The sequence below is a fragment of the Mesobacillus jeotgali genome (genome assembly GCF_002874535.1).
Taxonomy (GTDB): domain Bacteria; phylum Bacillota; class Bacilli; order Bacillales; family Cytobacillaceae; genus Mesobacillus; species Mesobacillus jeotgali.
Map to the genome: position 1 here is coordinate 493,783 of NZ_CP025025.1, position 23,434 is coordinate 517,216.

The 23,434-nt window shown below is 43.2% G+C and carries 22 protein-coding genes; 15 read left to right on the forward strand and 7 right to left on the reverse strand.

Annotated elements, in window-relative coordinates:
* Positions 1-51 precede the first annotated feature (51 nt).
* The gene (locus tag CD004_RS02390; protein WP_102261308.1) at positions 52-1,545 is read right to left on the reverse strand and encodes a peptide MFS transporter; all 1,494 of its coding nucleotides are present in this window, start codon (positions 1,543-1,545) and stop codon (positions 52-54) included.
* Between the two features lie 323 nt (positions 1,546-1,868).
* Here CD004_RS02390 and CD004_RS02395 point away from each other — a divergent pair, with 323 nt between their 5' ends.
* The 3 genes from CD004_RS02395 (at position 1,869) to CD004_RS02405 (ending at position 5,281) form a co-directional block, all read left to right on the forward strand.
* Positions 1,869-2,327: a DUF305 domain-containing protein gene (locus tag CD004_RS02395; RefSeq protein ID WP_102261309.1), complete on the forward strand. Its 459-nt coding sequence runs from the start codon at positions 1,869-1,871 to the stop codon at positions 2,325-2,327.
* A gap of 291 nt (positions 2,328-2,618) precedes the next feature.
* Positions 2,619-3,482, forward strand: coding sequence for a P-loop NTPase family protein (locus CD004_RS02400; RefSeq protein ID WP_102261310.1), 864 nt, complete (start codon positions 2,619-2,621; stop codon positions 3,480-3,482).
* A gap of 299 nt (positions 3,483-3,781) precedes the next feature.
* A complete protein-coding gene (locus CD004_RS02405) occupies positions 3,782-5,281 on the forward strand; it encodes an amidase family protein (RefSeq protein WP_102261311.1) in 1,500 nt (499 codons plus the stop codon).
* Positions 5,282-5,353: 72 nt separating this feature from the next.
* Here the strand turns inward: CD004_RS02405 and CD004_RS02410 are convergent, their stop codons facing one another.
* The gene (locus tag CD004_RS02410; protein WP_102261312.1) at positions 5,354-5,845 is read right to left on the reverse strand and encodes a hypothetical protein; all 492 of its coding nucleotides are present in this window, start codon (positions 5,843-5,845) and stop codon (positions 5,354-5,356) included.
* A 114-nt stretch (positions 5,846-5,959) separates the two neighbouring features.
* On the opposite strand from CD004_RS02410, the gene CD004_RS02415 reads away from it, so the two are divergent.
* Both CD004_RS02415 and CD004_RS24575 read left to right on the forward strand, forming a co-directional pair.
* Entirely contained in the window at positions 5,960-6,406 is a 447-nt protein-coding gene (locus CD004_RS02415) for a DUF4385 domain-containing protein (RefSeq protein WP_102261313.1), read from the forward strand.
* Positions 6,407-6,760: 354 nt separating this feature from the next.
* Positions 6,761-7,681, forward strand: coding sequence for a methyl-accepting chemotaxis protein (locus tag CD004_RS24575; RefSeq protein ID WP_102261315.1), 921 nt, complete (start codon positions 6,761-6,763; stop codon positions 7,679-7,681).
* A gap of 187 nt (positions 7,682-7,868) precedes the next feature.
* Here the strand turns inward: CD004_RS24575 and CD004_RS23670 are convergent, their stop codons facing one another.
* The gene (locus CD004_RS23670; RefSeq protein WP_158651466.1) at positions 7,869-8,207 is read right to left on the reverse strand and encodes a hypothetical protein; all 339 of its coding nucleotides are present in this window, start codon (positions 8,205-8,207) and stop codon (positions 7,869-7,871) included.
* A gap of 226 nt (positions 8,208-8,433) precedes the next feature.
* Here CD004_RS23670 and rnjA point away from each other — a divergent pair, with 226 nt between their 5' ends.
* A complete protein-coding gene (rnjA, locus tag CD004_RS02430) occupies positions 8,434-10,098 on the forward strand; it encodes a ribonuclease J1 (protein ID WP_102261316.1) in 1,665 nt (554 codons plus the stop codon).
* A gap of 316 nt (positions 10,099-10,414) precedes the next feature.
* Here rnjA and CD004_RS02435 read toward each other — a convergent pair whose 3' ends face one another.
* Positions 10,415-12,274 carry an LTA synthase family protein gene (locus CD004_RS02435; RefSeq protein WP_102261317.1) on the reverse strand — a complete coding sequence of 620 codons (1,860 nt, stop codon included), beginning with the start codon at positions 12,272-12,274 and terminating at the stop codon, positions 10,415-10,417.
* Between the two features lie 272 nt (positions 12,275-12,546).
* Between CD004_RS02435 and CD004_RS02440 the strand changes: the two genes are divergently transcribed.
* The 3 genes from CD004_RS02440 to CD004_RS02450 all read left to right on the forward strand — a co-directional run bounded on the left by CD004_RS02440 (position 12,547) and on the right by CD004_RS02450 (position 14,728).
* A complete protein-coding gene (locus CD004_RS02440) occupies positions 12,547-13,416 on the forward strand; it encodes a cation diffusion facilitator family transporter (RefSeq protein WP_102261318.1) in 870 nt (289 codons plus the stop codon).
* An 80-nt stretch (positions 13,417-13,496) separates the two neighbouring features.
* Entirely contained in the window at positions 13,497-13,688 is a 192-nt protein-coding gene (locus CD004_RS02445) for a hypothetical protein (protein WP_102261319.1), read from the forward strand.
* A gap of 173 nt (positions 13,689-13,861) precedes the next feature.
* Positions 13,862-14,728, forward strand: a complete 867-nt coding sequence (locus CD004_RS02450; protein ID WP_102264962.1) for a TRM11 family SAM-dependent methyltransferase — start codon at positions 13,862-13,864, stop codon at positions 14,726-14,728.
* A gap of 122 nt (positions 14,729-14,850) precedes the next feature.
* Here the strand turns inward: CD004_RS02450 and CD004_RS02455 are convergent, their stop codons facing one another.
* Positions 14,851-16,296, reverse strand: a complete 1,446-nt coding sequence (locus tag CD004_RS02455) for a DEAD/DEAH box helicase (protein WP_102261320.1) — start codon at positions 16,294-16,296, stop codon at positions 14,851-14,853.
* A 317-nt stretch (positions 16,297-16,613) separates the two neighbouring features.
* Here CD004_RS02455 and CD004_RS02460 point away from each other — a divergent pair, with 317 nt between their 5' ends.
* Positions 16,614-16,796 (forward strand): DUF3896 family protein, encoded by a 183-nt coding sequence (locus tag CD004_RS02460; protein WP_102264963.1) that lies wholly within the window; start codon positions 16,614-16,616, stop codon positions 16,794-16,796.
* A gap of 41 nt (positions 16,797-16,837) precedes the next feature.
* On the opposite strand, the gene CD004_RS02465 is transcribed toward CD004_RS02460, so the two are convergent.
* A complete protein-coding gene (locus tag CD004_RS02465; protein WP_102261321.1) occupies positions 16,838-17,338 on the reverse strand; it encodes a hypothetical protein in 501 nt (166 codons plus the stop codon).
* Between the two features lie 96 nt (positions 17,339-17,434).
* On the opposite strand from CD004_RS02465, the gene CD004_RS02470 reads away from it, so the two are divergent.
* The 5 genes from CD004_RS02470 to CD004_RS02490 all read left to right on the forward strand — a co-directional run bounded on the left by CD004_RS02470 (position 17,435) and on the right by CD004_RS02490 (position 22,227).
* Positions 17,435-18,019 (forward strand): vWA domain-containing protein, encoded by a 585-nt coding sequence (locus CD004_RS02470; protein ID WP_102261322.1) that lies wholly within the window; start codon positions 17,435-17,437, stop codon positions 18,017-18,019.
* A 24-nt stretch (positions 18,020-18,043) separates the two neighbouring features.
* The gene (locus CD004_RS02475) at positions 18,044-18,691 is read left to right on the forward strand and encodes a DUF4352 domain-containing protein (RefSeq protein ID WP_102261323.1); all 648 of its coding nucleotides are present in this window, start codon (positions 18,044-18,046) and stop codon (positions 18,689-18,691) included.
* A 255-nt stretch (positions 18,692-18,946) separates the two neighbouring features.
* Entirely contained in the window at positions 18,947-20,020 is a 1,074-nt protein-coding gene (locus tag CD004_RS02480; RefSeq protein ID WP_102261324.1) for a hypothetical protein, read from the forward strand.
* Positions 20,021-20,147: 127 nt separating this feature from the next.
* The gene (locus tag CD004_RS02485) at positions 20,148-20,834 is read left to right on the forward strand and encodes a response regulator transcription factor (protein ID WP_102261325.1); all 687 of its coding nucleotides are present in this window, start codon (positions 20,148-20,150) and stop codon (positions 20,832-20,834) included.
* Positions 20,818-22,227 (forward strand): HAMP domain-containing sensor histidine kinase, encoded by a 1,410-nt coding sequence (locus tag CD004_RS02490; protein ID WP_102261326.1) that lies wholly within the window; start codon positions 20,818-20,820, stop codon positions 22,225-22,227. Before CD004_RS02485 ends, CD004_RS02490 begins: the two co-directional genes overlap by 17 nt.
* A gap of 7 nt (positions 22,228-22,234) precedes the next feature.
* On the opposite strand, the gene CD004_RS02495 is transcribed toward CD004_RS02490, so the two are convergent.
* Positions 22,235-23,305 (reverse strand): UvrB/UvrC motif-containing protein, encoded by a 1,071-nt coding sequence (locus tag CD004_RS02495; RefSeq protein ID WP_102261327.1) that lies wholly within the window; start codon positions 23,303-23,305, stop codon positions 22,235-22,237.
* Positions 23,306-23,434 lie beyond the last annotated feature (129 nt).

The following is a 23,434-nucleotide window of genomic DNA, read 5'->3' on the forward strand; positions in this document are numbered from 1 at the left end:
TTTATCGGCAAAAAAAGACGACTCGGAGTGAGTCGCCTTTTTAAAACAGAATTATTTGATTCCCTTCATGTATCCCTGAATCTTAGGCGACATGATGAAGAGGATGATACCCAACACGATGGATGCTCCACCGATTGTACCGAAGTAAGCCATCTCTGTTTCAGCAGAGTAGAACTTAACGATCTGTGCGTTGATTGCTTGTGCTGCAGCACTTGCAAGGAACCAGAGGCTCATTGTTTGTGCAGAGAAAGCAGCCGGAGCCAGCTTAGTAGTTGCTGATAGGCCAACAGGTGAGATCAGCAATTCACCGAATACAACGATCAGGTAGCTAAGAACAAGCCATAATGGGCTGACTAGTGCATCTGAACCTGTGAAGTATCCAGGAATCAGGATGACAAGGAATGAAAGACCAGCGAACATCAATGAGAATGAGAACTTCTTAGGAATTGATGGCTGGCGGTCTCCAAGCTTCACCCAGAATCCTGCGAAAATCGGTGCAAAGATAATGATGAATAATGGGTTCAATGACTGGAACCATGCTGGCGAAATATAAATTCCAGAAAATTCCAATTGTGTGCGCTTGTCCGCATAGTTTGCAAGGATAGTTGAACCTTGCTCCTGGATTGCCCAGAACATGACTGCTGCCAGGAATAAAGGAATATAAGCAAGAACGCGTGAACGTTCAACTTCTGTTGTTTTCGGACTGCGGTACATGATGATAAAGTACGCAGTCGGAATTAAGATACCAAGAATTGTAACAAGGTTAATAAAGCTTTCGAATGTTAAAAGTCCAGCAGGAATTAAAATAGCACTTAAAATACCGATTGCGACAATTGCTATAGCAAAGATTGTAAAAGTTTTCTTCTTTTCAGAAGGTGAAAGCGGGTTTGGCACTGCTGTACCAGCAAGACCCAAATTGTTTTTCTTTGTAAGAACAAATACAACTAGTCCAATGAACATACCGATTGCGGCAATTGCGAAGCCGTAATGGAAGTTATAAGCCTCAGATACTGCTCCAACGATAAGCGGCGCAAGGAATGCACCAGCGTTGATGCCCATGTAGAAAATCGTAAAACCAGCGTCACGACGAGCGTCATTTTCGCTGTACATTTCACCTACGACAGTAGAAACGTTTGGTTTCAAAAGACCTGTACCGATGACGATCAGGATCATGGAGACGAAGAACATGGTTACGCTTCCAGGAATCGCAAGCGCAATATGTCCAAGCATGATCAGGATCCCACCGTAGAAAACAGCTCTAGAAGTACCGAAAATACGGTCAGCAAGCCATCCACCGATGACACCAGACATATATACTAGTGATCCGTAAATGGACATGATGGATAATGCGAGTGTTTCATCAAGGCCCAATCCGCCTTTTGAAACCTCATAATACATGTAGAATACGAGGATCGCTCTCATTCCATAGTAAGAAAAGCGCTCCCAGAATTCTGTGAAGAAAAGAGTGAAAAGTCCTTTTGGATGTCCGAAGAATCCAGTTTGCGGAACACTGTCCACAATTTTCTGCCTATTTAGGTTTGACATGGTTACCCCTCCCTGTTTTTCTATCTTAGAATACTTTTTGATGTGTAAATTGTCAAAAACAATATCAGGGTGAATTCTTTTTAATCGTTGATATATAAGGGTTTTTGGAGTTCGTCACTCTAAAAGTAAATCTATTAAAAATTATTCAACTAGTAAGAATATGTTAAATAATCAGGTAAATAAGTAAAAATATACCATGTGCACCAAATCGTTTTTACCCAATCTTTAAAAATGGCAAACCAAGAAATGGGACGAATAATTATTAGCCAGCAGGGTATTCAAAATAATAACACCATTTAACCTGATAATAAGGAGGAAAAACGATGAAAAATAAATATGGCAGATTTGGCCTTATGGTGCTGACATCCACCATCATCATGTTCATTCTGATGTATTTAAATGCATATAGCATTGATCATGTATTCTTCAGCGAAACAAGACTTTATATGGCTTTGATCATGGGCGGTGTGATGGCGATTGTTATGCTTTCGTTCATGCTCAAAATGTATACAAATAAAAAAGTCAATTTAGGAATTTATGCGGGGAGTGCTTTATTGATTGCGGTTTCCCTGTTCCTGGTCCGCAGCCAGACAACCGTTGATGATACATCATGGATGAAAGCGATGATTCCGCACCACTCAATCGCCATCCTGACAAGTGAACGTGCCGAGATTGAGGACCCGCGTGTGCGGAAACTGGCTGATGAGATCATCAAGGCACAGCGAAAGGAAATCAGTGAAATGAAGACACTAATTAAGGATCTTGAAGAAAAGGAAAAGTAATATCCGAAGAGAGCTTAATCAATCTGATTAGGCTCTCTTTTTTGTTGCTTAGGAAATTATAAAATTATCTAGTGTGGATAACTACATGTATTTTCTTAATCCAGCTCCAGCGCCTAGCCCCTCGAGTCGCTTCGGTCCGCCCAGTGAAGTCAAAGAACGACTTCACCGGTCGGCCCTCCAGCGCTTGTCGGGGCTGAACGAGGCGCTTGCGCTTTTTGTTCCGAAAAAAAGGAATCATGCCCGCTGCTGGAGAATTATCGTGAGGAAGTGCAATGTAGGAGTGAATAAAAAATGAAATCTAAATTAATTTTAGTTGAGGGCCTTCCAGGCTCAGGAAAATCAACAACCGCGAGATTGATTCATGACATCCTCATAGAAAATGGTGTGAATGCAGAGCTTTACATGGAAGGTAACTTAGATCATCCAGCCGATTATGAGGGTGTTGCTTATTTTACAGTAGAAGAATTTGAAAGCCTCCTAGCAAGAAGCGGAGGTCTCGGTAATACTTTTCAAGATCGAGTACTAGTCAAGAATGGGCGTTATCTCTTGCCGTATATGAAAATAAAAACAGAGCTTGGCGATAAATTCTCCGAGGATTTGCTTGCGGAGATTTGCCAGAAAGATATTTATGAATTGCCTCTTGAGCTGAATATCCAAGTCATTGCTGAAAGCTGGGCAGGGTTTGCCAGGAAGGCAGAAACGGAAAATAAGGTCTATGTATTTGAGTGCTGCTTCATTCAAAATCCAGTTACCGTCGGAATGGTCAAGTACGGAGCACCAGTTGAAGTGAGTATAAAATATGTCAAAAAACTCGGAGATGCAGTAAAATACCTTGATCCGCTGCTTGTCTATGTAAAACAGGAAGACATCGAGATATCATTCCGTAAGGCAGTAGGTGAAAGACCGGAGGATTGGTTGAAAGGATTCATTCATTATTATACGTCTCAAGGTTACGGTGCCGAAAAAGGATTGAGCGGATTGGACGGTACGATTGAAGTGCTTAAGGCGAGGCAGCAACTTGAATACAAGATACTAGAACAACTGACTATGCCTGTATCAATCTTGGATAATACGAAGTTTAACTTAGAAAGTCATAGGGAGAGTTTGAGGAAAGTAATCATGGGAGAGAATGCGATTGAGGGAAATATGCAGTAAAAAGAGCTCGATCCACTGGATTGAGCTCTTTTTACTAGTGTGTATTGGGCTACCAATATCAAGCAAGCACTAGTCATAACGTGAGTCGCTATTGTAATAAAGAAATGTAGTAGCCAAATAAAGTCTATTCACGTCCGAAAAATACATATAATGAAAAAGAGGTTACTAATAGAGGTCCATTGACGCCCAAAAAACGTCCTACTCGGAAAAAACATGTGACCAATAACCAGCATAACTAAAGAGGGATTTTAATATTTTTAGAGAAAGTAGATTTAAAAACATAGAAGGTGGTGAGCGGAATGGAGGGTTTCAACTATAAAGACTATGACGCACTTGGTCTTGCGGAGTTGGTCAGAAGAAAAGAGGTTCAGCCTCTGGAACTTGTTGAGGAGGCAATCCGATTGACAGATTCATTAAATCCTAAGATGAATGCTGTCATCAACAAGATGTACGATCAGGCAAGGAAAACAGCTGGCCAGCAGCTAACTGGCAGATTTGCGGGAGTCCCGATGTTCCTAAAGGATATCTCGCAGGAGATCGAAGGCGAACCAATCACGGCTGGGTCCAAGGCATTCCTAAATTACCGTGCTAGAGTAGATTCTGAATATACAAGGAGGCTGCGTAAGGCTGGTGTGGTTTTCCTCGGCCAGACGAATGTGCCAGAATTTGCGCTAGTTGCCGTGACTGAACCCGCTCACTATGGTCCAACACGGAATCCATGGGACCTGGCTCGCACTCCAGGTGGATCAAGCGGAGGATCGGCGGCGGCCGTAGCTTCGGGTATGGTACCAATTGCCGGCGCCAATGATGGTGGAGGGTCTATCAGAATTCCTGCTGCCTACTGTGGATTGTTTGGACTGAAACCAACCCGTGGGCGAACTCCGGTTGGTCCGAATTACGGACGGGCATGGCAAGGAGCGTCAGCGGAACATGTTATTACTCGTTCGGTCCGGGATAGTGCGGCTATGCTGGATGAGCTTCATGGTTATGAAAGAGCAGGAGCGTTTTCAGCTCCGTCTTTTTCGGGAAGTTATCTCGAAACCTCCGGCGCACCGCTTGGTAAGAAATTGAGAATTGCTTTTTCGATAAAATCACCAATTGGAACGGATGTTGACAAGGACTGCAGTGAAGGTGTATTGAAGACTGTAAGGCTACTTGAATCGATGGGACATCACTTGGATGAAGTCGATGCACCAGTGGATGGGAATAAAATAGCGAAAAGTTACTTGACAATGTACTTCGGAGAAACAGCGGCACAGCTAGCCTCGCTTGAGGAAGTGCTTGGTCGGAAAGCGACGGCTACGGATGTGGAACCAACCACATGGCTGTTAGGCCTGCTAGGGAAAGCGACAACAGCAGAAGAGTTTGTTCTGAGCATGAGAGAGTGGGATAGAGCCGCCCTGCAAATGGAATCCTTCCATGAAACCTATGATTTTTACATTACGCCAACAACGGCTCATCTGCCAGCAAAAATTGGCGAACTAGAACCTTCTTCATCTGAAAAATTCCTTATCAGTACAGTAGGGAAGTTAGGGCTTGGTGGAGCATTAAAGAAGGCGGGAATCGTGGACCAGATCGCCCAAAAGAATCTGGCTCGTACGCCATTCACCCAGCTTGCCAACCTGACAGGCCAGCCGGCTATGTCAATGCCGCTGCACGAAACTATAAATGGTTTGCCTGTAGGGGTTCAGGTTATGGCAGCAAGGGGGAGAGAGGATTTGTTGTTTCAGCTGGCAGGGGAGTTAGAGCAATCTGAAATTTGGCAGAATGTGAGGAAGAACCCTTTATGGAATAGTTAATCAAACGTTTGATTAAAAGGAGTCAAACCCTTGAAAATACTGAGGAAGAGGCAGCCTGCGACTGCCTCTTTTTCAACATACTACAATAATCCTATATGGCGTCGTTTGCGCCGGAATGCTGAAAGTAGAAGGGCCATAAATAACAATCAGATTCCTGCTTGCAGGAATCTTTGTAAATCTCTGGCCATTTTCCAATAAAATCGGTGTTCCGGGTGAAAGGTTAAGCTTCAGCATGCCATCACTGCTGACGAGCTGGCTGTTGAAGAAATCGACTTTCACATTTTGGTTCCGCGTTTCTTTCACCATGACAAGAGCACGGTATTGTGGCGGATAAATCAGTGGGACAGGTGCGTCCGCGTCATGGTAGCCCGTCACCTGGTCACCAACTCCCACCATCGCCTGATCCACAAAGTAAGTCTTCGGCTCAACCACAAAATTGACTTGCCTTCCACTTTCATCAATGACGGACATTAATTTATAACAGCCTTCATTTTCGCCGGATGTTGTGATGGCAAAGTCGTTTATCATCATCACCGTTCCACTAAAAGGTTGATATTTGACCACTCTTTCCCCTCCACTCATTGAATTCCTGCCCATATTTTATTCATTCACGGCGAATAGGTGCTTGTTAGTAATCTGCAAGAGCGGGTAAAACAACCTTAAAAAAGGAATGGTAAGATGCCTTTCAACTATGATCTTGATTTTGACAATATTGATTTCCGTGAGCAGCCTGAAATGTACCGGGTGGGCAGGGGAGAACAGGGTGTATTGTTGGTTGAGCCATATAAAAGTGAAATCCTGCCTCACTGGAGGTTTAAAACTCCAGAAATCGCCACAGAATCCTCAAAAACTATCTATAAAATGTTTCTTGATTATAAAGAGAAGAAAGATTTTGTCGGCATGGACATGGCAAGGAAGTTTTTGCAGATGGGCTATACTCGGGCCCGTCGCTATACGAATTATAAGGGCGGAAAGAAATATGACGAGGACGGCAAGTTGATGGAGCGCCAGAATGATCCGGTGAAGGCTGAATCTGCTGCCATTTTTATGGAAAAGTGGAAAAAGGCAAGAACAGACAAAGAGTATCTTGATATGAAGAAAGAACATCAGAAGAGGTATGGATGAAAAACCAGGACTTGAGCTGGAAGAGTGATTGGTCGATTGAGGTAAGGACACATATTGTAAGCTTCAAGGCTTTTCCTATTCCTATCGTCCACTTTCTGGATACCGTCTACCCCCCATATCTTTATGTTTACAGGTGTGTGAAGGATTTTTTGATTTCAGGTCCCCTATCAATTTTACACAGGACACATGAAGGAATCCCATAATATATTTAGTCTAAGCAAAAGGAGATAGTCAGTTAATTATACTGTTTGTTATTTTAATCATAAAACAAACATACTTAAATTTGTTAACTATAAACAAGACTAGTACGATAGTAACAGAGATAAACTATCAAATGACAAAGAGGATGAAAACATGCTTACTAGTGCGGAGTTTAAAAGTACACAAGTTTTTCAGGAAGATGCGGTCTTGGCAGCAATTGAGAGATCACTGGCTATGATCGAGTTCGACCCGAATGGAAAGGTCCTTTGGGCAAATGAAAACTTCGCCAGGACGATGGGATACCGAGTCGAAGAAATGCCAGACATAATGCATAAGCAATTTTGCACAACTGAATTTGCTGGCAGCAGAGAATACACGGAATTATGGAGAAATCTGCGCAGCGGCAAGAGCTTTCAGGAAAAAATTCAGCGCGTCACCAAACGAGGTCAACTGCTCTGGCTTGAGGCGACTTATACTCCGGTGTTTGATTCCGCAGGTAAAGTTGCTGGCGTGGTGAAGGTAGCAACGGATATTTCCGAGCGTGAGATGAATACGTCGAGAGTAGCGGAGCAGCTTCAGCAGATGTCCGAAGAGCTGAGTGACCGAGCTGAGCTGGGCATTGCGAGAAGTGAAGAAGCAGCCACAGCAGCCAGCAAGCTTGTCGAAGAGTCAAAAGAAAATCTCGAAATTCTCGGATCGCTAAAATCACAGGCAAAATCAATCGGCAGCATCGTGCAGACGATCCGCGAAATTGCCGCACAAACCAACCTTCTTGCCCTGAACGCAGCCATCGAAGCGGCAAGAGCTGGAGAACATGGAAGAGGTTTTAATGTCGTTGCCGGAGAAGTGAGGAAGCTCGCCACACGGGTCCAGGATTCGATCCAGGAAGTCAATGAGCATATCGAAGGAATAGCAGGCGAAATCACAAAAATCAACGAAGCCACGCAGCGCTCGCAAAGTGGTATCACCAACAACCAGACACTCAATGAACAAGCGGTCGCCGCCTTTAAAGAAATCGGAAGCGCCGCCCGCGAATTGGATCAGCAGGCAAAGACGTTCAAGGATATATTGTAAGGACCACGGGCACCGCGATCATTTTATATGATGGCGGTGTTTTTGGTGTTTGGGAGGCGGTGAGTGTAAGTGAGATATAAAGGGTGTCTCTACGCCCCAATCTGGAGTTGGGTTTCAAAAGGTATACTGATTTCTCCTATGCGCCTGAAAGAAGGTTAAATTCCATAATAGGTCACATGGAAATTTTCTATAAGCCCGAATGAAGTAAACCACGGACAAAAAGGTCAAATAGCGAATCTTTATTTCTCTGCATTGCCCGAAAAGAAGTGAAAAGAGTAAAAAGGGTAAAAGGAGAGCCGCTGCATTGCCCGAAAAGAGGTGAAAGGAGGAAAAACGGTAAAAGCAGAGGTGCTGCATTGCCCGAAAAGAAGTGAAAAGAGTGAAAATGGTAAAAGCAGAGGCGCTGCATTGCCCGAAAAGAGGTGAAAGGAGGAAAATGGTAAAAGCAGAGGCGCTGCATTGCCCATAAAGGGGTGAAAAGAGTAAAAACGGTAAAAGCAGCACATTGCATCAACAAAAAAATCAATATAATCCTCCGGACAGAAAATTTTTCCTTTTCAGCAACTTTCCCCCATAATTCCTCGTCTCCATACTATAGGGATAGCATTATTTGTTGAAACGCTTAATTTATGGTATATTTTAAGAACTTCAAACCCCTATTTTCTCCAACCAATTTCTTCACTATTCTTTTTAGACTATGATTCCCCTGGGAATTAATAAATACATTTGCACAAAGAAACAGGAGTTGAACTATGGAAACGAAATTGAAAAAGGATCTTAAGATTTTCGCCTTGGGCGGTCTTGGTGAGATCGGAAAAAATACGTATGTAATCGAATACAAAAATGAAATGGTGTTAGTGGACTGTGGAATCAAGTTTCCGGATAATGAGTTGTTCGGTATTGATTATGTGCTTGCTGATTACACTTATTTGAAGCAAAATCAGGACAAGCTGGTCGGGATTTTCGTGACGCATGGCCATGAGGACCACATCGGCGGGCTGCCATTTTTACTGCAGGATGTAAAAGCACCGATATATGGCGGCGATTTTGCTGTTGAGCTAATCAAGTCCAAGCTGCAGGAGCATAAAATTAAAGGCGTCAAGTTCCACCAAATCAACAATGATACAGTCGTTGAATTTCAGAATATCAAGGTGCGTTTTTTCAGGACGACGCACAGTATCGCAGATTCATTCGGTGTTGTCGTGACGACTCCGGAAGGGAATATTGTCCACACGGGTGACTTCAAATTTGACCTGACGCCGGTTGGCGCGGGCACTGACTTCCAGAAGATCGCCGAAATCAGCAGTGAGGGAGTGCTGTGTCTATTATCAGACAGCACGAACAGTGAAGTGCCAGGTTTCTCGGTATCAGAAAAACGTGTAGGTGAAGCAATCGAAGATATTTTCCAGACGGTGGACGGGCGCGTTATTTTCGCGACGTTTGCATCGAACATTGACAGGATCCAGCAGGTGGTGAAATCGTCACTAAAGTATAACCGGAAAATGGCCATCGTTGGCCGCAGTATGGAAAAGACGTTTGAAATTGGCCGCAGATTGGGCTACATTTCCGCACCTGATGATGCATTCGTGAGTATCAATGAAATCGGGAAGGTTCCCAGCAATGAGATGACAATCATTTGTACGGGAAGCCAGGGAGAACCGATGGCGGCACTTGCGAGAATCGCAAATGGCACGCACAGACAAATTTCCGTCATTCCTGGAGATACGATTGTATTTTCTTCATCGCCAATCCCGGGCAACACAATCAGCGTAAACCGCGTGATTGATAAGTTGCATCGTATTGGCGCGGAAATCATCCATCATAAAATCAGTGAAGTCCATACTTCCGGTCATGGAAAGCAGGAAGAACAGAAGCTGATGATCAAGCTTCTGAATCCGAAATTCTTCATTCCGATTCATGGTGAATACCGTATGCTTGACATGCACGTAAAGTTGGCGGAGCAATGCGGAATCCCGCGTGAAAACTGCTTTATTTTAGATAATGGGGATGTTTTGGAACTGTCTGCAGATGGCGGCCAGGTTGCCGGCAAAGTGCCAGCTCAGCCAGTATATGTTGACGGCAGCGGTATCGGCGATATCGGACATATCGTGTTAAAAGACAGAAGAGTCCTTTCCCAGGACGGACTAGTGATCGTCACCATGATGATCGATCGCGATAAGAAGCAGCTTGTCAACAAGCCGACAGTCGTGACAAGAGGATTTGTTTACGTCAGGGAATCAGGCGACTTGATGAAAAATGTTGAAGAACTCATCAAGGATAAAATTGTTACAGAACTGGCGGGCGGCACGAAGGACTGGTCGAGCCTCAAGAAGGCGGTCATCGACGTAGTCAATCCGTTCCTGTATAGCCAGACTGGCAGAAGACCGATGATTTTGCCGATTATTATGGAAGTATAATTCGAGAACGCTCCTTTATGGGGCGTTTTTTTGTACCGAAAAGTCGGAGATTGCTACAGGCGTTTTTTTTTTGTTCTTATGTCCAAAGTGAAGCCATGTTCGGACAAAACAGAAACCCGAACAAGTGATTTTGTCCGAAGTGATGCCTTGTTCGGACAAAACGCCAGCACGATCACGAGAATTTGTCCGAAGTGATACCATGTTCGGAAACATCACGGCCACCTGCGTTTGATTTTACCGAAATCTTGCCGGGCTCGAAAAAACCAAAAATAACACAACAAAAAACCCCACTGAATATTAAGTGGGGTTCTCCATTTTACTGTTGTTCTTCCTTCCCATAAAAGCGAAGCAAGTCTCCGTAAATAATCTGGTCTGAGTAGCTCAGTTCGTTCTTGGCGTGCTCGATATATGGTTCACAGCTTGCGCCATCTGTCGGCTCTCCTGTGACTTTATCGTAGCAGACGCCTTTCGTGTAAACTAGGTCCTCGGTGATGAAGCTTCCGTCTCTTAGGGCAACGAAGTTATCCTGCTTTTCGGAGAACATGTCTGCTCCAAACTGGATATCCTGTTTAGTATCAATCCCAGCGAGATTCAGCAATGTAGGGCGAAGGTCGATTTGACCAGTTACAGTTGAAATGGTCTTGCCTTCGTGACCCGGGATGTGGATGATCATAGGCACACGCTGCAACTGTGTTGAAACAAACGGCGTGATTTCCTTGCCAAGGTACTGCTCCATTGCCTTGTTATGGTTCTCGGAAATTCCGTAATGGTCACCGTAGATCACGATGATTGAATCCTCGTAAAGTCCTTCAGCCTTCAAATCCTCAATGAACAGCTTGAATGCCTCATCCGTATAACGGACAGTTGGGAAGTAGCGGTTCAAGGTACCACTGTTTGAATCATATTCATCGATGAATTTGTCCTCTTCATCCAGTTCAAACGGGAAGTGGTTTGTCAGCGTAATGAACTTCGCAAAGAACGGTTTTGGCATTGCTTTTAAATGTTCAATTGACTGATCGAAGAACTCGATGTCTTTCATGCCCCAGCCAACAGAGTTTTCTTCGTTCACTTCGTAATCCGGCAATGAGTAGAAACGGTCATAGCCGAAGTTGTTGTACATAACATCGCGATTCCAGAAGCTCTTGTTGTTTGCATGAAGCTTCGCTGTGTAGTAAGAGTTTTCCTTCAGCCTTTCAGCAAGTGACATGTACTGATTTCCTGAGTGGGTGAAGAATACTGCTCCGCGTCCAAGCGGATATAAAGAGTTTTCCAATAAGAATTCGGAATCAGACGTTTTACCCTGTGCAGTCTGATGGTAAAAGTTATCGAAGTAATAGCTGTCTTTAATGAACTCATTCAAGAATGGAGTGATTTCCTGGCCATTCACCTTCTGTCCGATGACAAAATTCTGGGTGGATTCCATTGAAATGACAATGAGGTTTTTACCCTTTGCCGCCCCGAACATTTCTTTAGAAGGTTCTGTGTATTGAGCACGAGTATAGTTCTCGATTTCAGTCAGCTGGTTGCCATCTGCCATGGCTCTTTGTGCAGTTGTCTTAGTTTGCAGGTAGGCATCGTAAATATGGTGATTGTACGTACCGATATTCTTAACAAGGATTTCCCTGTCAAACGTACGAGTCAGCAATTCAGGACGCTCCGATTCTGAAAGTCCGAGGTTGAAAAATGCCAGGCCAATTGCGCTGAAGTAAAAAGCAGCTGCATAAACACTTTTATACTTTTTAAAAGAGACTTTAGGTGTTTTTACCAAAGCTAAAGCCAGAATCAAAAGGGCATCAGCAAAATAAATGATGTCAGTCCAGCTGATCAATTCGCCGACGCTGCTCTTTAAATCGCCCATATTGCTTGTCTGAGTCAACAGCGGAATTGTAATGAAATCGCTGAATTCCTTATAGTAAACAACATTTGCGTAAAGAATAAAGGATGTAATAAAGCTAGTCGCAACAACATAGACTTTCTGCTTTCTTCCTGCCAAGAAAATCCCGAGTCCCAGGATAAACATAAGGAAGCTCAAAGGATTAATGAACAGGATGAATTCCTGCATTTTATTTTCAATATCTATATCAAAATTAAATTTATAAACGGTGTAGGTTTTGAGCCATAAAAGGACAATGGCAATCAAGACGAAACTTATGGACTTGTTCTTATTAGTCCCCATGCAATCCCTCCTAGGAATCTATTGAAGTTTACATTTTACCACAAATGAAAATAGTTTTGTAGCTATGCCGGTAATCGCGTAATTTTCCGATATTTATTAGTACGAATTAAACCACTGAAAAGTTTCTGGTAATTACTTCTATTTCTTTTTTTTCACCTTGGGAAACTTTTTTGCTTCCCTGTCAATTATATGGACAAGGGTAAAAAGGTTGCTATAGACTCACTCGCTCCTGGATTGTTAAAATGTTCTAGCAGTTGAATGGAGGCCAGTCCATGAATGAACAACGTTATTCCAATTTAAAACTAGGTGAACGCGGTGCAATTATAAGCATCCTCGCTTATATACTTCTTTCTGTATTGAAGCTTTCTGTAGGTTATATCAGCGATTCCGAAGCATTGAAGGCTGATGGTTTGAATAATACGACCGATATTCTTGCCTCGCTGTCCGTCCTCATCGGGTTGAGGCTGTCACAAAAACCTGCGGATGAAGACCATCTTTATGGCCACTGGAAATCGGAAATGGTCGCATCGATGGTAGCATCTTTCATCATAATCCTTGTTGGTTTCCAGGTTTTAACCAGCGCCTTCACATCATTTTTTGAAGGAACTGCCGAGGCGCCAGATCTTATTGCTGCCTGGACAGGATTATTTTCTGCAGTGATTATGTATTTTGTGTATCGTTATAATCGAAACCTTGCACGCAAAATAAAAAGCCATTCGGTCATGGCCGCGGCTAAAGATAACCTGTCCGATTCGTGGGTGAGTATCGGTACTGCTGTTGGCATAATCGGCTCCCAATTTGGTTTGCCATGGCTCGACCCAGTAACAGCATTCATCGTTGGAGCACTCATTTTAAAAACAGGCTGGGACATCTTCCGGGAAGCATCCCACCAGCTGACAGACGGCTTTGATGTAGACCTCATTAAAGAATATAACGAAACCATCTGTAATATTCCTGGTGTAAAGGGAATTAAAGATTTGAAGGCACGAAGCTACGGCAACAATATTGTCGTTGACTGCGTCATCACGGTGAAACCTACCCTCGACATCAGCACCGCTCATGATATCTCGACGAGGGTCGAAGATAAGCTCATGGAAGAATTCGATATATATGACGTCCATGTACATGTAGAGCCGGATTGATCAAGGAATGAACGGCTATAGACTTGTTCATGCTATACTTAGCTGGTTCAATAGATTTTGAAGGGTAAAGGTAAAATTAGATGAAGTTTGTAAAATCACAGATGAAACAGTTGATTAAGGATAACCCAGAACTGCAAACGCGCTTATCCAGCTTGATAAAAGAACATGATCTGGAGAAAACCTTTGCACTTAAGGCTTTGTATCATTCGGAAGTAGCTGAGGGCGGAAAGTATCAGCACGCATATCAAGCACTTGACTTGCCCAAGGGGTAAGTCATTTTTATTTCGATTTCCACAAGGCACTGTAACCTATATAGTTGAATGGATAAAAGCTGTTTTTTACAGCGGAAGGATTGAACTTATTGGAATTCACTAACTTTGAGCATAAGTCTTTTATATATAACTACGCATTCCCAGATGAAGAAAAAGAGTTGTGCGAACTGGAAATGCGCTCGTTCTTTGGTTTCGATACAGAGTTAAGTACACTGGAAAGTTCAGTAAAAATAGAACCAAGCAGGAGTCCCTTTATCAGGGGACGAATGGATGTCATCCTTGAAGGTGAGCAAATTGAGGACCTGATTGAGCAAGTGAAGAAGATAGAATTGGCTGGCTCTACTTTTAAAGTAATGTATGTAAAAGTGGCAGGTCCTGACAAGGTAGATTTTAAAGAAAGGCGCCGATTCGAACGGGAAGTGGGTCTGCATATTCCCGGGGAGCCGGAGCTCGTAAATCCAGATGTGCTGTTTGGGATTATGAATGTAAACGAGCGGTGGGTATTTGGTGAATACCACAGCAGTGAAGCGGTTTGGCTGAATCACCAGCAAAAACCGCATAGCTACTCCACCTCATTAAGCACCCGTGTCGCAAGAGCCGTAGCCAATATCGCCGTTCCTGATCCAGCTGGCGTAAAAGCAATCGACCCATGCTGCGGAATTGGAACGGTAGTGGTGGAAGCATTGTCGATGGGGATCGACATCGTTGCGAGTGATGTTAATCCACTCATACTGCCCGGAACAAGGGAGAACATCGCTCATTTTGGCTATGAAACGAAAGTGACATTTAAGGACATCCGCAAAGTCACTGGGAGCTATGATGTGGCGATTATTGATATGCCGTATAATCTGTGCTCGGTAATCACACCCGAAGAGCAGCTCGAGATGCTTCAAAGCACATACAACTTCGCTGACAAAGTAGTCATCGTCACGATTGAACCAATCGACTCTATCATCGGAAATGCCGGCTTTGAAATTGCTGACCGTTGTGTCGTGAGAAAAGGGAACTTCGAACGCGAGATCATTGTATGTAAAAAATAGGATAAATTTAAGGACGATTATGCATGTCATAATCGTCCTTTCTTCTTGTGTAGATATAAATTTAGTTGTGGATTACTACATGTAGTATTCTTAATCCAGCTTAAGCGTCTGCGCTTTTTGTTCTATTTAATTGCCTTGCTGACTCTAAGCTTCTTTCCTTTGATCGTTGCATTCTCCATTGCCTGAATGACAAGCGAGCCTTTTCCGTTCAGGATATCTACATAGGACATTGTATCGTGAATCGTGATGATGCCGATATCGTCTGCGGTTACTCCAGGGATTTTCGCGATGGTTCCAACGAAGTCGACGGCTCGGAGCTTCTTCTTTTTGCCGCCGCTAAAATGAAGCTTCGTGATTCCCTGGTTGATGCGGGCTGTTTTGTTATTTTTCACGACACGGCGTCCGCTGATTTTTTCATCGAATGCAGCCTGGTTTCTTGCAACTTCCTGCTTGCTCGGAGCTTCTGTCACAGGAATTTCAAAGCCAATGTATCGTTCGATTGCCCTGATGAATTTGCCTTCATAAGGCGTAGCAAGCGTAATGGCCTTTCCTTTGTTTCCGGCGCGTCCCGTTCGGCCTGTCCGATGCACATAGCCCTCTTTTTCCATTGGGACGTCATAGTTGATGACAAGCGAAACGTTATCGACGTCAATTCCCCTTGCAGCGACATCAGTGGCCACAAGGTAGCGGAAATTCCCCATCTTGAAGCCATCCATCACAGCAAAGCGGTCTTCTTGTTCCAATCCGCCATGAAGTCTTTCACAAGAATAATTTGCTTCTTCAAGTTCAGCAAACACGTTATCGACATTATCCTTCGTCCTGCAAAAAATGATACAGCTGTCAGGGTTTTCAACAACCGTAATATCTTTTAGAAGGGAGATCTTATCCTCTTCTTTCACTTCGATCAACATATGGTCAATCGTATTTGTCGTGATACCGGTAGAAGCGATTTCGATGTTAACAGGATCCTTCATATATTTATGGCAGAGATTTTCAACATCCTTGGGCAATGTCGCCGAAAACACCATGGTAACCCGATTTGAAGGAAGCTCTTCTATAATGGATTCAACAGCATTAATAAATCCCATGTTTAGCATTTCATCTGCTTCATCGATGATGAGATATTTTATTTGGTCCAAAACCAACGTTCCTCTTTCAATATGATCAATGACGCGTCCAGGTGTACCGACTACGACATGAGTTTTTTGCTTCAATTCCTCTTTCTGTTTCGAGAAAGGCTCCTTGCCATAAACGGCCATGGCCTTGATTCTTTTGAATCGCCCGATATTCGTGATATCCTCACGAACCTGAACAGCCAGCTCCCTGGTTGGAGTGAGAATCAACGCTTGTGGATTCTTTTCCTCCCAATCAACCATATCGCAAATGGGAATTCCGAATGAAGCCGTCTTTCCGCTTCCAGTCTGGGATTTAACGACAAGGTCTTGCTTTTCCAATGCTAACGGAATGACTTCTTCCTGAACCTCTGTTGGCGACTCATATTTCAGCACTGAGAGGGCGCGTGTAATTTCGTCACTTAAGTTGTAATCGTCAAAACTTCTTTTACTCATGTAAAAAACCTCATTTTATTAGTATTATCCAACTATATATAGGATTCTCGCAGCGAATCATCATATGCATAAACTGAATAGTATTCATTATACTTTAAACGTCTGACTAATTGAGATAATTTTATGAGAGGGAAGCCTTGGAACAAACTGTGCTCCTTCAGTCTGCTGATAAAAAAATCTGAGGCTGTGTGTAAAAGGCCAATTCTTATAATAGTTTCACAAAATATCAATATATCTACCTATACCCAAAGGGGTTAATGAAATATAATAAAAATAAGAAAGAAAACGATTTCATTTTTAGGAAAGGGTGTTGGAAAATGAACTATCAAGAAGTCAAATCTCAATTAGAAGCTTTGCAGATGCAATTGGCGAATAAGATGCAGAGTCCAAACCTGTCTATAGATGAAAAAAATGAGCTTCAGAGAGCAATTGCAAACTACGACTATATTATCGAACTGACTTGCATGAACCATTTTGAGCGTGGTACTGGTATTCATTAAAACAAACAAAGCCAGGAGGTTAAATTACCTCTTGGCTATTTTTACAGGACTCCACCCAAAGGCTTCTGGCTAAAATAATCCAATGCATAATTAACCTGGTGGATTTCATATATATTTCTTTCGATGCAAAACTGAATCACGAGGTCAGATGTTTCACTGTCTGACAAAGAGTAGCCGGCAGAGCTTAAGAGCTTGTCGGTTTCTTTTTTGTTCAATTCAAGCGCCAAAGCAAGCGAGATGACAGTATTTTTGCTTGGCCTGTATTCAGGGTTGGAGCGGATCTTTGAAAAATGCCTGCGGTCAATTCCCGCTTTTTTATAAATTTCAGCGTCAGACGCGGCACCCTTTTTATCGATAAAATCAAACAGCACTTTTTGCAATGTCGGCTTCCGTTTCTGCGCGATGAACGTTTCGATCTCTAAAGGAGAAATACTCTCCAGGACAAAATCCTCAAGTGGTGCAGCAGACTTTTCATAAAGGATGATCGTCATATTCTGATCGATATAATCCTGTAAATCTGCCAATATCTTTTTATCCAGCATGGGGTCAGCCTCCTTAAAATGTCGCTTAACAGGCGACCAATATATGGATGAATCTAGATATGATTATATCAGATTCAACCTAGGAGGATGATAGTGATGAATAACAATTTAACGGAAATCATTTTTTTGCTGGACCGGAGCGGTTCGATGGCAGGGCTCGAGAGCGACACTGTTGGCGGCTTCAATGCTTTTGTGAAAAAACAGTCCAAACTGGCAGGCGAAACAATACTGACAACGGTGCTTTTTGATGATGAATATGAAGTGCTTTGGAACGGCATTGATGCAAGGGAGGCGAAACTGACTGAAGAGGAGTACTATGTCCGCGGGACGACTGCGCTTTTGGATGCCGTGGGAAAAACGATCCTCGATGTTGGCTACCGCCTGGCGAAAACAAAGGAAGATAGCAGGCCAGGCAAGGTTATCTTCGTGATCACGACAGATGGCATGGAGAATGCGAGCAGTGAGTTCACATATGGAAAAGTGAAGGAATTGATCCAGCACCAGCAGGAAAAGTACAACTGGGAATTCATCTTCATGGGTGCGAATATCGACACCGCCAAGGAAGCAGACAGCCTCGGAATCAATGTTGAGAATTCTTTTAAGTTCGAAGCCTCAGAAAAAGGCATTGAAAGCATGTATGAGATGGTTTCAGAATCCATTATGGAAAAAAGAATGAAGTAGAAATTATGACCAGGAGGAATAGGCATGACAAACAATAACTTAGGAACCTGCAAGACTTGCGGAGAAGACATTGCCAAAGGTGTGAAGAAATGCCCTCACTGCGGGAAAGACCAGCGCAGCTTTTTCGGGCGGCATAAGATTTTAAGTTTCATTGGTATATTGATTTTGGCGGGAATCATCGGTTCGGCTCTTGGCGGAGGAGAAGGGGGAAGTACAGAAGATAGCTCTGCTACAACAGCATCCGTACCGGTAAAAGAAGAAACAGTATATAAAGTGGGAGAAGCTATTCCAGCAGATAAAGTTGAAATCACTGTTACAAAGTTTGAAGAAAAAGACCAGGTTGGCAATGAATTCATCAACAAAGAGGTATCAGAAGGCGGTACGTTTGTTGCAATCCAATACAAAATCAAGAACACTTCAAAGAAGCCGGTGGGGATGTTTGATTATCCTAATGTCCGTCTGGTAAATGAAGAAGGAACAGAGTTTGACGCCGATATTGATGCATCTTCCAACTACGCAATTGAGACTAATGTCGACAATGCCAAGATTGCAAGCGACTTAAATCCTGGAATTACCGTTACAGATACAAAAGTGTTTGAAGTGTCGAAGGAAAGTTTTGCTGCAGGAAAATGGTTTATCAAGGTTGGCGACGAGAAAGTACAGTTGAAGTAACAGGTCGAACCCGGAGGATTTCCGGGTTTCTTTATTTTCCTTTCGATTTGACATTTCCCGGACATAAAAGATTTTCAAGAAATCAATGATATAGGTTGAAACCCAGCAATTTCGTCCGATTAAAGCTTATCTAATTTTTTTCATTTTTTTCTCTTCTGACATTTTGCTGACATATTCACCCTGTAAATTATGAGTATAAGGTTCATGTCCATCTTGAACCTGAAAAATAGAATGGTTTGTAGGAGGATGTCAGATATGAAGAAGAAATCAGTTATTGGATTCACGATTGCAGGCGTATTATTGCTTGGAGGGTATGCAACTACTTCGCTGGCTAATGATGATGGTACGACGAGCTCAGCTGCCGCCACTGTTAAAGGTTTTTTCGGTAAAGGATTTGGTCATAAGGGATATTACAGAGGCAACTCAGAGGCACTGATCGAAAAGGCAAAAGAACTTGGAATCAGCACATCAGGTAAAGACGCTCAAACCTTGATGGGTGAAATTCGTGAAGCTACACTTAAAAATGAAGCAAAAGAACTCGGAATCAAGACAGACGGCAAGGATGTCACAACGCTGGCTGAGGAAGTCCAGCTGGCCAACCTTAAGGAGAGAGCGAAGGATTTGGGCATCTCGACCGATGGCAAGGATGCAGCCGCACTTCACGATGCTATCCGTTTAGAGAACCTTAGGGAAAAGGCGAAAGAACTTGGCGTCTCAACAGACAACAAGGATGCTCAGACTCTAATGGAGGAAATCCGCACAGCGAACTTGAATAAAAAAGCAAAGGAGCTTGGTGTCTCCACTGAGGGTAAAGACCTGCAGACACTGCAGCAGGAAGTTCATACTGCTTATATAAACCAGGAGGCTAAGAAGTATGGAATTACATTAGATGGCAAGGATATCCGAGACATTTCTCAGGAAGTCCAATCTGCAAAAGTAAAAGCAGACGCAAAAGAGCTGAACATCACGATTGACGGGAAAACAATCGGTGAAATCGCCCAGGAAGTACAGGAAATGAAAGTCGTGAACCTTGCGAACGAACTTGGAATATCGACTGCAGATAAAGATACCCGCGAACTAATGGAAGAGATTCGAGACAAAGATGCTGACAAGCTTGACGAGCTGTTTGAAGATGGATTCGGACGCCATGGAATGGGATTTGGACATGGCGCAGGTTTCGGAAAGGGCAATGGCTTTGGAAATGGTGAAGGCTTTGGAAAAGGCAGTGGTTTTGGACATGGAGGCAAAGGCGGAATGGGAAAAGGAGGTTTCGGCGGTGAAGGCGGCCGTGGCGGCATGCACCATAACGGCGGTGGACAAGGCTTTTAATGTAAAATAATATACTTGATCCCCCGGTATCTAGCGGGGGATTTTTCTTGTAAAATAAGGAGTAGAAAATGAACCGGAATGACGGGCTCCAGAGTGAAAGCTTTCTAGTAGGATGGGAGAGGCGATTATGAAGACCATTTTAATCGTAGAAGATGAACAAACGATCTCAAGAGTGCTGGCAGTTTACCTCAAACATGAAGGCTATGAGGTTGTACAGGCATTCGATGGTCGTGAAGGGCTAAAATTATTTACTGAGTGCAAGCCGAATCTTGTTCTGCTGGATGTGATGCTTCCGGAAATGGACGGCTGGGAAGTTCTAAAAGAAATTCGTCAAATCAGCCCATGTCCGGTCATCATGCTGACTGCCCTTGGGGACATTGATTATCGTTTGAAAGGGCTGAACCAGGGAGCAGACGATTATATTTCCAAGCCTTTTATTGGTGAAGAAGTGGTTGCAAGGGTAAATGCCGTACTTCGCCGTTCTTCCCAAGTTCTCGAAACGGAAAACATGAAACAGTTTGGCAGTCTGAAAATCAACATGGATTCCCATGTTGTCACGGTCGCTGGCGAGAAAGTCGTCTTAACTCCCAAAGACCTAAGTTTGCTGATTTATTTAGCGGAAAGGCCAAATCGGACATTTACCCGAGAAGACTTGATCGAAAGTGTATGGGGAATGGATTATGACGGAAGTGACCGTGCAGTGGACTTATCGATAAAAAGAATCCGCCAATCCCTGGCGGAGTGGCCCGCGTCACAGGGAGAGATCACGACATTAAGAGGAATGGGGTATCAGTTCAGTGTTTACGAAAAATAAAAAGCACGTGACATTGTTGAGATATTGGACAACCAGATATCTGCTAACCCTGGTTGTCGGGCTTCTTTTGCTCGGTGCGGGATCGGTGTGGTGGATCAAGGAAAAGACGCTGGAAAACCGATTGAAGTTAATGGGGTATATGGCGGTAGAAACTGCCGACCGGGTCGAACAGTCCAATAATTTCGGCGGTTTTGACCGTAGAATGGAAGACCGGACAAGATTTTTCGAAATGGAAAATCAGCCTCTGCTTTTCATTACTGATATGGAAGGAAATGTTCTGAATACGGGTCCGATGCATGGAGGAGGCGGTCCGCGCCATATATCAAAAAATGTTCCCACAGAAGTAATTGCAAGTGAGGATTCAATTAAGAAACTCACAGAAAATGGAACAGATATTTACGCTGTTAAAGCGTCAATCACCATCAATGATATTCAAGCCGGCTGGGTAGTTGTGATGCAAAATGCTGATGAATTGACTAACATCGACCAGGAATACCGTTTGCTGCTCATTTTACTATTGGGACTGGGCTTGCTTGGCTGGATCGTTATTTATCTTCTCACCAAAAGAATCCTGAAACCAATCCAGGATGTAGCGGCGGCAGCGGCACAGGTGCGTGAAGGGGATTATGACATCAAGCTTGATTCGGGACAGAAGGAACTTGAAATATACGAACTGGTTACTTCCTTTAAAGAAATGACCAGCCGACTGACCCAGCTCGAGCAAATGCGTGCTGAATTGCTGGCTGGAGTGACGCATGATTTGAAAACACCGGTCACCTCAATTAGCGGTCTTGTCCAGGCTGTCCGGGACGGAATCGTAACAGGAGAGGAACGCCAGGAATTTCTCGACATCACGCTAAAAGAAATCAATAGATTGCAAACAATGATTTCTGATTTGCTGGACTTCAATTCACTGGCAGCAGGTGCCTTCACGATCCGTACAGAGAATTGTGATATGAATAAACTCGTTGAGGATATCGGGAGGCAGTGGCAGGTCACGCAAAATGAACACGTTGACTTAAAGGTCATCACGCCTGACGATACCATACATGCTATGACTGATCCATTACGATTGCAGCAAATCTTGATAAACCTATTGAATAACTCCTATCAGGCGATCGGCCATGAAGGAACAATATCCCTCATTCTTTCAGAGGGAAGAATTGATGTAAAAGATACAGGTTCAGGGATACCAGACGAAGAGCAATCACTGGTATTTGAACGTTTCTTCCGGGGTGAGAAGAAAAAGCTCAAGGTAAGAGGTCTTGGACTTGGACTTCCTTTTAGCAAAATGCTTGCTCGGTCCCTGGGTGCCGACTTGATTTTAAAGGAGAGCAGTCAACAGGGAACGACATTCTCCATCGTTTGGGACAAAACAGGGCTGCCATCCTAGGCAGCCCTTACATCTCTATTAATTCTTTTAAAGTATTGTCTAGCCTCTCATAGCTGCCGCCAATAATCAGCCAATCATCGGGAATGACGGTGAATCTGCTGTTGCTTCCACTTAAATAACTGTAGATGATCTGTGCTTCATCGATCTCTGCTTTGCCAATAATGAGTGATTTCCCGCTAGCGTTCTCTTGAAAAGAGGTCAAAATGCTTGTCCTGATTTGTTCTAAATGCTGCTCAATCATCTCCAGAGAATATTTCTGACTGAAAATGACCTTATGTCCCTTAATGAAAAAAAGCTTCAATGTATTCTCCATTAATCGCTCGATAGCCACAATGTTTTGACTGTTTTCGGTAAATTGAACCACTGTTTCTTTATATAAAAGGACGGAAAAGGACTTAATATAATTCCTGATTTTTGATGCGGTCTCAAATTGAAGTTCACTGGCAGCGTGCTGCATCTTATCTCTTAATTCATCAATGACCCCTGAATCTTCCCCTTTAAGCAATGAAATGAAAGTGTCCACCACCTCATTGTACTGTTTGACAGCATTTCCTCCCAAACACAATCCATTGCACTGACCAAGAAAGTAATTCAAGCATGGAGACCCTTTAAGGGGCTGGAGGCAGTTTATTTTAAAATACTCCTCCATATCTTCTATAGCTTTCCTTACATAAATTGGGCTTGTGTACGGACCGAAGTACATGACTCCGTCCTTATCTGTTTTATTTTGTGTAATGGAGATTTTTCGATATGGCCCCTCCATGTCAATTTGGATATATGAATAAGAGAGATGACTTTTCATTTTTTTATTGAAAAGAGGTTTTAATTCTTTGATCAGCTGACATTCAAGCAAGAAAGCCTCAAATTCTGTATCAGTAAGGATATAGTCAAAATCGTGGATGTTTGCGACCAATTTCCTGATTTTTTGAGGGTGGGCTGCTGATTTATGAAAATAGGATTGCACCCGTTTCTTAAGAGTTTTCGCTTTTCCAACATAGATGATTGTTCCTGTTAGATCCTTCATCAGGTATACACCGGGTGTCAAAGGAAGGCTGTTGATTTTATCTCTTAATTTCATTTCGCTCTCCTTCCAGTTCGTTTTTAAAATTGACTTGATTGTATTCTCCTTTGGAATTATTAACGAGAAGATGTGTTGCACCAGGAGATCACGAAGCGAAACATAAAATCAGGAATGGGTATCAAAATT